12 protein-coding genes are annotated in these 11,975 nt (G+C 69.3%); 1 reads left to right on the forward strand and 11 read right to left on the reverse strand.

Annotated elements, in window-relative coordinates; genetic code table 11:
* Position 1: 1 nt before the first annotated feature.
* Positions 2–1,438, reverse strand: coding sequence for a Fe-S cluster assembly protein SufB (gene sufB, locus OV427_RS13050; protein WP_267856415.1), 1,437 nt, complete (start codon positions 1,436–1,438; stop codon positions 2–4).
* Positions 1,435–1,953: an SUF system Fe-S cluster assembly regulator gene (locus OV427_RS13055; protein ID WP_267856416.1), complete on the reverse strand. Its 519-nt coding sequence runs from the start codon at positions 1,951–1,953 to the stop codon at positions 1,435–1,437. Before OV427_RS13055 ends, sufB begins: the two co-directional genes overlap by 4 nt.
* A gap of 185 nt (positions 1,954–2,138) precedes the next feature.
* Here OV427_RS13055 and OV427_RS13060 point away from each other — a divergent pair, with 185 nt between their 5' ends.
* Positions 2,139–3,338, forward strand: coding sequence for an ABC transporter substrate-binding protein (locus OV427_RS13060; protein WP_267856417.1), 1,200 nt, complete (start codon positions 2,139–2,141; stop codon positions 3,336–3,338).
* Positions 3,339–3,366: 28 nt separating this feature from the next.
* Here the strand turns inward: OV427_RS13060 and OV427_RS13065 are convergent, their stop codons facing one another.
* The 9 genes from OV427_RS13065 to hemW form a co-directional block, all read right to left on the reverse strand.
* A complete protein-coding gene (locus OV427_RS13065) occupies positions 3,367–3,543 on the reverse strand; it encodes a hypothetical protein (RefSeq protein ID WP_267856418.1) in 177 nt (58 codons plus the stop codon).
* Positions 3,540–3,830 (reverse strand): hypothetical protein, encoded by a 291-nt coding sequence (locus tag OV427_RS13070; RefSeq protein WP_267856419.1) that lies wholly within the window; start codon positions 3,828–3,830, stop codon positions 3,540–3,542. The genes OV427_RS13065 and OV427_RS13070 overlap by 4 nt, the downstream gene beginning before the upstream one ends.
* A gap of 23 nt (positions 3,831–3,853) precedes the next feature.
* Entirely contained in the window at positions 3,854–4,708 is an 855-nt protein-coding gene (locus OV427_RS13075; protein ID WP_267856420.1) for a hypothetical protein, read from the reverse strand.
* Positions 4,708–5,790: a hypothetical protein gene (locus OV427_RS13080; RefSeq protein WP_267856421.1), complete on the reverse strand. Its 1,083-nt coding sequence runs from the start codon at positions 5,788–5,790 to the stop codon at positions 4,708–4,710. Before OV427_RS13080 ends, OV427_RS13075 begins: the two co-directional genes overlap by 1 nt.
* Positions 5,787–7,313: a TadE/TadG family type IV pilus assembly protein gene (locus tag OV427_RS13085; protein WP_420718263.1), complete on the reverse strand. Its 1,527-nt coding sequence runs from the start codon at positions 7,311–7,313 to the stop codon at positions 5,787–5,789. The genes OV427_RS13080 and OV427_RS13085 overlap by 4 nt, the downstream gene beginning before the upstream one ends.
* Before the next feature lie 2 nt (positions 7,314–7,315).
* Positions 7,316–8,131, reverse strand: a complete 816-nt coding sequence (locus tag OV427_RS13090; protein WP_267856423.1) for a TadE/TadG family type IV pilus assembly protein — start codon at positions 8,129–8,131, stop codon at positions 7,316–7,318.
* Between the two features lie 215 nt (positions 8,132–8,346).
* Complete coding sequence (locus tag OV427_RS13095) at positions 8,347–9,894, reverse strand: DUF4388 domain-containing protein (RefSeq protein WP_267856424.1); 1,548 nt, start codon at positions 9,892–9,894, stop codon at positions 8,347–8,349.
* A 24-nt stretch (positions 9,895–9,918) separates the two neighbouring features.
* Entirely contained in the window at positions 9,919–10,734 is an 816-nt protein-coding gene (locus OV427_RS13100; RefSeq protein ID WP_267856425.1) for a hypothetical protein, read from the reverse strand.
* Between the two features lie 33 nt (positions 10,735–10,767).
* Entirely contained in the window at positions 10,768–11,973 is a 1,206-nt protein-coding gene (gene hemW, locus OV427_RS13105) for a radical SAM family heme chaperone HemW (protein ID WP_267856426.1), read from the reverse strand.
* Between the last annotated feature and the right edge of the window lie 2 nt (positions 11,974–11,975).

The raw sequence follows: 11,975 nt of genomic DNA on the forward strand, positions 1-11,975 counted from the left end.
CCTACCCCACACTCCCCTCGAGGCTCACCCCGAGCAGCTTCTGCGCTTCCACCGCGAACTCCATCGGGAGCTCCTTGAACACCTGGCGGCAGAAGCCGTTGACGATCATCGACACCGCGTCCTCCTGGGAGATGCCGCGCTGCCGGCAGTAGAAGAGCTGGTCCTCGCCAATCTTCGACGTGGACGCCTCGTGCTCCACCTGCGCGGACGCGTTCTTCACTTCGATGTACGGCACCGTGTGGGCGCCGCACTTGTCGCCGAGGAGCAACGAGTCGCACTGCGTGTAGTTGCGCGCGTTCTCCGCGCTCTTCAGCACCTTCACCAGCCCGCGGTACGTGTTCTGCCCGCGCCCCGCGGAGATGCCCTTGGACACGATGGTGCTGCGGGTGTTCTTCCCGATGTGCACCATCTTCGTGCCGGTGTCCGCCTGCTGCAGGTTGTTGGTGAGCGCCACCGAGTAGAACTCGCCCACCGAGTCATCGCCCTTGAGGATGACGCTCGGGTACTTCCACGTAATCGCCGAGCCCGTCTCCACCTGCGTCCACGAAATCTTGGACCCACGGTGCGCAATCCCGCGCTTGGTGACGAAGTTGTAGATGCCGCCCCGCCCCTCGGCGTCGCCGGGGTACCAGTTCTGCACCGTGGAGTACTTGATGTTGGCGCCGTCCAGCGCCACGAGCTCCACCACCGCCGCGTGCAATTGGTTGGTGTCGCGCTGGGGCGCGGTGCAGCCCTCCAGGTAGCTCACGATGGCGCCCTCGTCCGCGACGATGAGGGTGCGCTCGAACTGGCCCGTCTCCGCCGCGTTGATGCGGAAGTACGTGGACAGCTCCATGGGGCAGCGCACGCCCTTCGGCACGTAGACGAACGAGCCGTCGCTGAACACCGCCGAGTTGAGCGCCGCGAAGAAGTTGTCCGAGTACGGCACCACCGAGCCCAGGTACTTCTTCACCAGCTCCGGGTGCTCGCGCACTGCCTCGGAGAACGAGCAGAAGATGACGCCCGCCTTGGCGAGCTTGTCCTTGAACGTGGTGGCCACGGACACCGAGTCGAAGACGGCGTCCACCGCGACGTTCTGCATCAGCTTCTGCTCGTGCAGCGGGATGCCGAGCTTCTCGTAGGTGCGGAGGATTTCCGGGTCGACCTCGTCCAGGCTGCCCTTCTTCGGCTTCTGCTTCGGCGCCGAGTAGTAGCGGATGGCCTGGTAGTCGATGGGGTTGTACTTCACGGCCTGCCAGTCCGGCTCACGCATGGTGAGCCAGTGGCGGAAGGCCTTGAGGCGCCACTCGAGCATGAAGGCGGGCTCGCCCTTCTTCTCGGACAGCTGGCGGATGACGTCCTCGCTCAGCCCCGGGGGGAAGGTGTCCGACTCCACCTCGGTGACGAAGCCGGCCTCGTACGGGCGGCGAGTCAATTCCTGGAGGGTGTCGGTGCTCATGAACGGACTCCTGTGGCGGAAGCGGAAGCAGGGGGCGCGGCGCTGGCCGGGGCCGCGGGCCGCGACGGCATGCCCAGGCCCACCAGGCGCTCGGGGATGCGGGGCGCGGGGGCGACGAGGTCCGCCAGTGTCAGCCGGCCCAGCGCGTCTTGAATGGCGGTGTTGATGAGGCGCCAGTGGCCGCGCACGTGGCACACGGACTCCAGCTCGCAGGGGGCGCCGCCCGTGGTGTGGACGCCGCACTCGGTGAGGGCGACGGGGCCTTCCAGCGCGGTGACGAGCTCCGCCAGGGTGAGCTCGGCCGGCGGGCGGGCCAGGCCATAGCCGCCGTTGGCGCCGCGGTGGGACACCACGAGGCCCGCCTGGAGCAGGCTCTTGAGCACCTTGCTGGCCGAGGGCAATGGCACGCGCGTGCGCGCCGCCAGCTCGCGAGTGGTGCGCGTGTCACCCTCCGCGCGAGCCAGCTCGGTCATCAGCACGATGCCGTAGTCGGTCATCTTGCTCATCCGAAGCATGGGTGCGGGTGTCTCCTCTCCGGGTCGGATTCCTGCGGGGACCCCGGGGCTCCCGGGGGCGTCATATGTAATGTGGACCAGTTCAGTCCACATTGCATTTTGGAGCACTGCCCGGGAGCCGCTGGTTGGAGGGCAGGTAGGAGAGGGCTAGGGTGGCAGGCCCGTCCCCCGGAGGAGCCCTCACGATGCGCCGTCCCCTGATGCTGCTCGCCACCCTGGCCCTGGCCGCGGTGGCCTGCGAGAAGAAGTCCACGCCCGCGCCCGCGCAGCCCGCGCCGGACGGACAGAGCGCCGGGGCCCAGGCGCCCGGCCCGGCCCCGGTGGATGCGAACACCATCCTGCTGGGTGAGGTGGGCAGCCTGACGGGCTCGGAGGCGACGTTCGGCATCTCCGCGCGCAACGGCATCGAAATGGCCATCAACGAGGCCAACGCGGCGGGTGGGGTGAAGGGCAAGAAGCTGGCCGTGCGCGTGTACGACAGCCAGGGCCGCCCGGAGGAGGGGGCCCAGGCGGTGACGCGGCTCATCACCCAGGACAAGGTGGTGGTCATCCTGGGCGAGGCGGCGTCCTCGGTGTCCATGGCCATGGCGGAGAAGGCGCAGGCGGCGAAGGTGCCGATGATTACGCCCACCTCCACCAGCCCCGAGGTGACGAAGAAGGGCGACTACATCTTCCGCGTCTGCTTCATCGACCCGTTCCAGGGCCTGGTGATGGCGAAGTTCGCCCGGGAGAACCTGAAGCTGTCGAAGGTGGCGATGCTGCGCGACAACAAGAGCGCGTTCTCCATGGGGCTGGCGGACGTGTTCACCGAGAAGTTCACGGCGTTCGGCGGCAAGGTGGTGGGGGACGAGAGCTACTCGAAGGGCGACACGGACTTCCGCGCGCAGCTCACGGCGCTCAAGCAGCTCAAGCCCGAGGCCGTCTTCGTGCCGGGGTACTACACGGACGTGGGCATCATCGCGCGGCAGGCGCGTGAGGTGGGGCTGAAGGTGCCGCTGCTGGGCGGTGACGGCTGGGACTCCGACAAGCTGTACGAGCTGGGTGGCTCCGCACTGGAGGGGAGCTACTTCTCCAACCACTACTCGCCGGACAACCCGGACCCCAAGCTCCAGCAGTTCCTGGCGAAGTACAAGCAGGCCTACGGCAGCGTGCCGGACAGCGTGGGCGTGCTGGCGTACGACGCGGCCCAGGTGGCGATTGAGGCCATGAAGCGCGCGCCGGATACGAGCGGCCCGGCCCTGCGCGACGCGATTGCCGCGACGAAGGACTTCCCGGGCATCTCCGGCCGAATCACGCTCGACGCGAATCGCGACGCGGTGAAGGAGGCCGTGGTGCTGAAGGTGGCCGGCGGCAAGGCGGAGTTCGTCACCACCGTGAAGCCGTAGTCACCGCACTTCCACGTCGCCCACTCCGTCAGGGAATGGGCGACTGGATGATGTAGTAGATGCCCTGGAAGTACCGCTGCAGGCCGTTGATGAGCTGCACCAGGAACGGCCAGCCCAGCACGGTGAAGCCCAGCAGCGCGGCGGTGATGGCCGAGTACTCCACCATCGCCTGACCGCGCGCTCTCGCGAGGAACCCGGCCTTCATTTCCCACCCCCGGTCCCCGGAGCGGGCGCCGGCACCTTGGACGGAGGCTCAGGCGCCTTCGCCGCGGCCTCGCAGCCCTCCAGGCACTTCTTCTTCGTGTCCGCGACGAGCTTCTGGCACTTCGCCAGGGCCGCGCCCGCCTTCGCTATCTTCGTGCAGGTCTCGTCGAAGGCGACCTCGTCGCCGTCACACCTGCGCGTGCACGCGTCCACCGCGCCCGCGGGCCCGGCGGCGAGCCACAGCCCCAGCCCGGCCAGCACGGCCAGCGCCCCCTGGGTCGTCTTCATCGGTCCTTCCCTCCAGAATCCCATCATGGCGCGCCCCCCCGTCGCAGCAGGGACAATTGCAGCTCCACGCCCGGCGACTTCTCGCGCAGCACCGCCCTGCCCCGCGACTCCTGCCGCTCCAGCTCGAAGGCGATGCCTCCCGTCTGTATCGGCTCCGTCGCCCCCGCCTGCCACCCCTTCTCCCGAAGCACCGCCCGGTAGCGCGCCTCCGCGCCCCCGAGCGTGTCCTCCGGCAGCTTCCCGGACACCACCTGGTGCGTGGAGCCCTCCATGTCGAAGGTCATCGCCAGCGGCTCCGTGAGCCCCGGCGGCACCGGCACCCACGCCGGCACGCCCCGGCCCCGCTCCACGAGCCCCTTCACCTGTCCGGACGACACGAAGACCAGCGTCTCCCCGCCCTGCGCCAGCACCGACACCAGCCGCACCTCGAGCGAGTCCGGGCTCCAGTAGCCCACGTAGCCACCGTTGTCCCCGTGCGTCTCCCGGACGACGGGCAGCCCCATGTCCAGCAGCACCTTCGCGTAGTGCCCCAGCACCTGCGCCGGCGTGTCCCGGGTGGAGAACCACGCCACCGCCATGGACGTGTCCGGCCCCAGGTAGTCCGCCGCCAGCACCTCGGGGCGGCTGCCCGCTCGCGGGTAGGGCGGGAAGTGCGACAGCGCCCGCTGGAGGATGGCCTCCTCGGCCGGCGTGCGCGCCAGCTCGCGCGTGGAGCCCTCCTCCCCGTGCCCGGGGAACTCCGGCGGCGCCCACTCTCCCGCCGGGGCGCTGCTTCCATACGAGACGCGCTCCCAGGCGAAGCCGATGAGGCAGCCCACCACCGCCACGGAGAACAGGAGGGCGGGGATGCGGACGGCCCGCCCTGATGCCGCCGCCATCAACAGGGTTCCTCTGGCTTGCAGCCCATGTACCCGGTGCCGCGCGCGTCCCGGGTCTTCTCGTTGCCGTTCTGGCCCCAGTCGCGCCACTCGCTGTTGAAGTAGCTCTGCGAGCTGCCCTGCTGGGTGATGCTCTCCTCCGGCGCGTCGTCACCGAACGTCTTGATGGCCATGCTGGGCTCGCGCGGGTCATCGCCCGCGGGCTTGCCATCCAGGCTCAGGTTGTCGGCGAGTATCTCGTTGTCGATGGCCTCGTCGACGTAGTCGGCGGCCGCCTGCGACATGTCCGAATAGCCCTGGTTGTCCTGGTGCTTGTACAGGTGGGACACGCGCTCGAAGAGGTCCCCCGACTTCGCGCCGGGCCGGATGTCGGCGGGCTCGGTGAGCGCCCAGGTGTCGGTGAGCACGGAGAGCCGCTCCCACGGCAGGAGGTAGACGTTGCCGGCCAGGCCCGTCGGGTCCGCCTGGTAGGTGCCGCCCCTGGCGTTGTTGTGGACGCCCGCGCCCTTGCTCTGCTTGTCCTTGGCCAGGTCCACCTTGGAGAACTCCGCGAAGACGCTGCGCTGCAGGAGGTAGTTCTGCACGCCGATGCGCGCCGAGCAGCGGATGAGGCCGCCCTTGCCGTACTCATCCATGTAGGACTGGTGCATCGACACCCCGTACTCGCCCACCACGGCGCCGCCCGCGTTCAGCGTGCACTCCACCTGCTGGGAGCCGGGGTTGAGCCAGCAGGCGTGGGACACGATTTCCTGGTGGTGGATTTCCTCGTCCCCACACTCGCGGGGGTTGGGCCCGTTCTCGAAGCTGTCGATGCCCGACTCGTGGTCGCAGTACGTCTGGCGCGCATAGCCCTGGACCAGGCCGAAGCCCGCGAACTTCTCTCCGCCCTGCGGCGCCTTGGCGTAGTCCTGGACGACGTAGTCCCAGACGGTGGAGAGCGCGGTCTCCTGCGCGTCCAGGGCGTGGCGCAGCAGGTCGTCCAGGAAGAGCGAGTAGAGGAACACGGGGACGATGACCAGCATGCTCAGCGCCAGCTCCACCGAGGCGGCGCCCCGGGCCGCACGGGCCTGCGCGCGCCTCACAGCGACACCCCCGGCACGCGCGCCATGTCGGCCGCATCCTGGTTGCCCGCCGCCTCCAGCACCCTGCCGGCCTCGTCACCGTCGCGGAAGGGGTGCAGCTTCGCGCGCCAGTAGGGGCCGAAGAGGTTGGGCGGCTCGCGCCAGCCGTTGTCCCCGAAGCGGTGGTAGTAGACCAGCGCCTTGGACAGGCCCACGCCCTCGTCCGCGGACAGCGTGAGCCGGCCCGAGCCCTGCGCGCCGTGCTGGAACTCCAGCGAGGCCGAGCTGTTCAGCTCCCAGGGCGTCTTCTTGGGGTCTCCGCCCCGGAACTGCTTGGTGACGTAGCTGTACACGCGCGGCTGGCCCCAGTCCCGCGTCGCGGAGGGGTTGGCGCGGAACTTCATGAAGCAGTTGCCGGACTGCGAGCAGGCCGTCAGCGCCTTGGCGTTGACGCCCTCGAACGGGTGCTGCCCCGAGTGCGCGCCGCTCGGCTCGTGGCCGCCGTTGCCCTCGTCGCTCCAGACCTCCGCCTTGTAGGGCGACATGCCGATGCCGTGCTTCCACTTGTGGAAGATCATCCCCTCCTCCGACGCCGCCACCACGAGGCCCGAGTTGCCGCCCTGCTGGCCCCCGCCGTTGACCTCGCCGTGGTCCTGCACGGTCTTCGCCGTGCCCACGTGCCGCATCACCTGGTAGTTGCCCTCGTCGGGGATGTCCTCGAACTTGTCCATGAAGTCCGAGTGCAGGTACGCCGGAATCTGGATGGAGGGGATGCCGCCCGTCTCACGGGTGGCGGGCCAGCCGGAGCGGCTCGCGTTGGCCACCTCCGTCATGACCCGTGCGCGCGTCTCGGGGGAGGTGCTCGCCACACTGCCCTGGCAGTCCATGCCATCCACCGCGCAGTTGAACTCGTTGGCGTTCATGCCGCCCACCTGCTGCGCCAGGAAGGTGGCGCCGGGGGCGTTGTATTCCGTCAGCTGCTCCAGCCCGTTGCTCCGGCCGTCCTTCACCGACTTGAGCGTGTTGTCGTGGACCGAGCGCTGGGCGATGTGGAGGTTGTCCACCATGAGGTCCAGGCCCTTCATGGCATTGACGAAGTTCGTCTCCATGCCGCGGACCTTCTGGTCGTAGTCATCGCCCTCCTGGCTGAACTCGCTGGCAATCTGCACGGCCTCGGCGGCGTGGACGCAGTGCTCGATACAGGTGTAACACATACACCTGATGACCTCGAGGGCGGCAATCTGGAAGAAGTTGTTGCGCGCCGCGCGCATCATCTCGCCCGTGACGCTGGCGGCGGCCACGTACGCGTGGATGCTGTTCATGGCCACGTACGAGCCGGCGATGGCCCGGTTGCCCACCGCGTAGTAGTTGAGCGCGCGCGCCTCCAGCACCGCCATGGAGTAGGCCAGCGCGTCGCTGTGCTGCTGCAGGCTCATCTTCTGGCGCAGCGCATGGCTGAGGTTGAAGCTCAGCGTCACCATCAGCGCGAGAATCAGGAAGGACAGGGCGCTGAGCACCATCGCCTGCCCGCGGCGCGCCCTCATCCTCATTTGCCGTAGGAGAACGGGAACTTGCATAGGTTGCTCTCGGGCAGGCTGTTCTTGTTCAGGTAGAAGTTCGACTGCATCCGCATGGTGTAGGTGGCACGGATGGGCATGATGTAGACGCCCTGCGCGGCCGCGTCGTCGTACGTGCCCTCCGACTTGCCGGCGCTGGCGAACCTGCGCCCCTGCACCTTGCTGATCTCCGCCTGCTTCATCTTTCCCATGCGCAGCACGGACGTCACCTCGCGCCCGCGGGCCGCGTGGTAGATGACCCAGTCCGCGAAGGGGATGATCATCCGGTAGTTGAACGTCACCTGGACACGCAGCTTGGTGCGCGCGCTCTCGCGCCACCCGTCCGGGCTGGTGTTCTTCGGGTCGTCGAAGTCCAGCTCCGCCGAGCTCGCGGGGATGTCCTCCTTCGTGGGCCCGCAGATGGTGACTTCGGCGTACTTCAGCGAGACGCCCGGCATCTCGTTCGTCGACAGCTCACTCCACTTGGTCTCGAACTCCTGCGCGGTGCCGACGGGGCGGATGACCTCGATGCCGTCCTGGCCGCCCGTGCGGGTGCCCACCATGGGCAGCAGCACCGCGAGCGCGGCCTTCTCCATCTCGTCCACGTTGGCGTTGTGCAGGGAGCCGGCGCGCACCGCCTTGTAGGCGGCGTACTTCGTCATCAGCCGCGCCTGGTGCATCAACCCCAGCTGGAGGATGCCCAGGATGAGGAAGACGAACAGCGGCAGGACGATGGCGGCCTCCACCGCAGCCTGGCCCGACTGGGTCTCCGTCCCCGCGCGGAGTGGATTCGTCGGACGACGCATGTGCGGAAACTACTTGGGGTTTCCGACGTGGATCAATTCCGACAAGTGGACGCGGGGGCCTTCACCCACCGTGAAGCCTCGCTGAAAACAGACAGGAGCAGCGCATGCGGTAAGGGGTTCCCCGGAAGCTGTAGGCGCCAGGCCCCAACCTTTTCCCATTCACTACGAAAACGGAGCGCGGCCCCCGCCTGCTCGCCTGCCCAGAGAGAAATGGATTACCTGCGTTTCACGATTTCCTGGATGAGCTCCACGTAGCGGCGATTCTTGGGGTTGAGCTTGAAGGCCTTACGGAAGGCGTCCTCGGCAAGAGGCCACTGCGCCTCGCCCTGCGCCACTTCTCCGAGGAAGGCCCAGCCCTCCTCCATGCCCGGTTCCTGACGCACCACGTCCTGCAATTCCTGGAGCGCGAGCCGGCCATGCGCCTCCGGCTTCATCAGGTAGCGCGCGAAGGCGCGGTGGGCCTTGTAGAGCGGCTTCGGGTCGATGTCGCACGCGTACTCGAAGTACTCGAAGGCGCCCGCGAAGTTGCGCGCGTCCAGCCGGCGCTTCGCCTCGTCGAACTGGGTGCTCGCGTCCAGGAGGTCCGTGCGGATGCGGAACTGCTCCGCGGTGCTGGGCCGGTTCGTGCCGCGCTCCTTCTCCCGCTGCGCCGCGCGCCGCTTGCGCCAGAGGAGGTTCTGCTCCGCGTCCGACAGCGCGCCGAAGGCCTTCGCGTACGCGGCCAGCAGGGCCTCCGCCTTCTCGCGCAACTCCGGCGTCTGGAAGCGCAGCGGTGAGTGGCGGTCCGCCCAGGCGAAGAAGGCCTTGCGCAGCGGCACCGGCTGCACGTCCTCCGGCACCTCCAGCAGCGTGAAGGGGTCCTTGCTCCGGTGCGCGAGGAAGGCGCTCACCAGCGCGTTGCGCGCCGCCTCGTCCTCGTCGGAGAAGGGCGTGCCCTGGGGCTGCTGCGCCACGGGTACGGGCGCGGGCGTCTCGACGGGCACGGGCTCGGGCACCGGGGCCGGCGCTGCGGCGGCCAGCTTCGCCGCGCGCTCGTCCACATCCTCCGCGAAGCCCGACACCTCCAGCAGGCACAGCGCGTACAGCCGCCGCAGCACCGTCTCCGTGTCGAAGCCGGTGCGCTCCAGCAACTCGTTGAAGGTGGGACGCTGGCGCAGGGTCTGGAAGAGGCGCGCGTCCTTGGAAGACAGCTTCAGCCCCGCCTCCACGCCGGGCATCTGCCCGAAGCGGCGCTCGTCGGTGAAGGTGAAGTGCGTGGCCACCGCGTCGAAGGGCATCACGTTGGCCACGCCGGTGAGGATGAGCTGCGCGGAATTCATCCGCACGCTCGCGTCCGGCGTCTCCACGTCCGCGATGAGGCGGTACTTCGCGTCCGTCCACCGGAAGCAGTCGAGCAGCTTGTGCGCGAGGTTGGCCTGCAATTGCTTGTAGAGGTCGAAGGGGCTGATGAGCCCCTTCTGGATGAGCAGCGCGCCCATCTGCTGGCCCGACGACACACTCTCCGCCAGCGCCTTCTGGTAGTCCGTCTCGGACAGCCGCCCCTTCTCCACGAGGTACTTGCCCAGCGTCTCGTGCAGCAGGTTGGACTGGCAGCCCACCGGCGCGCCGTCCTCGAAGACGATGCGCTTCTCGCGCTGGCGCACCTTCAGCTCCAGCGTGCAGGTGCGCTCCTCCACCATCAGGGAGTGCAAGAGCAGCGGGAAGGGCGTGTCGGCCAGCGTGCCGTCGCGCTGACGGAGCACCTGCGAGGGCGTGGGGAACATGCGGTGGGTGCCTCCGGTGCGGTGCTACTCGCCCAGGTCTTCTTCCAGGCCCGAGGCCGTGGGCGCCTCATCGTAGTACCCATGGCCGTACACGGGCGGGTTGGACTGCACCTGCCGCATCACCCACCCGGCGGTGCCCAGCACCACCGCCAGCGCCGCCGCGTACATCAGCGGCCGGCTGGGACGCGCGCGCCACGCCCACTTGCGCTCCCGGCGGCGCTGGAAGCGCGGCGCCACCACGTAGTCGCTCCACGACAGCTCGCGCATCCGCTTCGCCTCGTCCGCGCGCCCCGCCTTCGCCAGCGCCTGGGACAGGAGGAAGCGCCCCTCCACCGAGCCATGCCGCACGGTGTTGAAGCGCTCCAGCGCCTCCACCGCGCCCTTCGCGTCCCCGCGCTTCAGCCGGAAGCGGCCTCGCTCCAGGTGGATGGCGCCGAGCTGGTAGCCCTCGTCCAGCTTCTCCGCCTCGTCCAGCAGCAGCTCGCCCCGCTGCGAGTCCCCCGCGCCCAGGTAGGCCACGCCGAGCAGGTACAGCGTGTCCACGTCGTCGTCGCCCGCCTCGAGGTTGGGCTTGAGGATGTCCACCGCTTCCGCGTACCGCTTCTGCGCCACGCGGATGTCCGCCAGCTCGTGCCGGGCGCGCCGCTCATGCGGGTTGGTGAGGATGACGCCGGCCAGGTGCCCCGCGCGCTGGAAGCGCTTGAGCAGCCGCACCGGGCTGGGCAGCACCTGCCACGTGAAGTGGTCCGCCGTGAAGACGATGACCACCATCAGGGCCAGTGCCACCCACGGGCTGCCCGTCAGCATCGTCAGCAACACCCACAACATCCACTTGCTCATTTGCCCTCTCGAATCCTTCTGGCGGGCGCTCCGCTAGAGCAGCCGCGCGCACACGGCGCTGTGCACGTCCGCGCCCTTCTCCGTCAAGGCCAGCCGCCCGTCCTTCAGCGTCGCGAAGCCGTGCTCCACCAGGCGCGCCACCTCCGCGCGCCGGGGCTCCACGGGCTGGCCATACCGCGCGCACACCGCTTCCCAGTCCACCCCGGACACCAGCCGCAGGCCCATGGCCAGCCGCTCCGCGAACAGCTCCTCCGGCCCGAGCGCCTCGCGGCCCTCCTCCGGCAGCCGTCCGGCCTCCGCCTCCACCAGGTACTTCTCCGCGCTGCGCAGATTCACATACCGGTGCGGCGTGGGCTCCAGCAGCATGCCGGACGCGCCCACGCCCAGGGCGAGGTACTCACCGCCCGTCCAGTAGAGCGCGTTGTGCCGCGAGCTGTAGCCGGGCCGCGCGTGGTTGGAGACTTCGTACCGGTGCAGCCCCGCCGCGCCGTACACCTCGCGCACCACGCGGGCCATGGCCACCACGTCGTCGTCCGGGGGCAGCTCCAGCTCGCCGCGCTTCAGCCGCTTCGACAGCGGCGTGTCCTCCGCCAGCACCTCGCGCTCCACCGTCAGCGCGTACGTGGACAGGTGCTCCGGCGCCAGCGCCACCGCGCGCCGCGCATCCGCCTCCACCTGCGCCACCGACTGGCCGTGCACGCCGTAGATGAAGTCCATGGCCACGACGTCGAAGCCCGCCCGGCGCGCCGCGTCCACCGCCCCCTCCACCATGGCCGCGTCGTGCGCGCGCCCCAGCGCCTTCAGCGTCTCCGGCTGGAAGGACTGCACGCCCAGCGACAGGCGATTCACCCCCGCCGCCCGGTAGCCCGCGAAGCGCTCCGCGTCCGCGCGCTCCGGGTTGGCCTCCAGCGACACCTCCACGTTGGGCGACACCGACAGCCGCGCGGCGATTCCCTCCAGCACCTGCGCCACGTAGCGCGGATGCCACAACGAGGGCGTGCCACCGCCGAGGAAGATGGACTCCAGGGGCTTGCCCTTCAGCGCGGGCAGCGCGGCCACCCGTGAGTCCAGTTCCGTGAGCACCGCGCGCGCGTAGCGCTCCTCGGGAACCTGCCGCGCCACCGCCACCGCGAAGTCGCAGTACGGGCACTTCGCCAGGCAATAGGGGAAGTGCAGGTACAGCCCGAAGCGGGCCGCCTGCATTCCCGTGAGTGGGTCCACTGGCGCGTCGAAGGGCATGA

The sequence above is a fragment of the Pyxidicoccus sp. MSG2 genome (genome assembly GCF_026626705.1).
GTDB lineage: Bacteria > Myxococcota > Myxococcia > Myxococcales > Myxococcaceae > Myxococcus.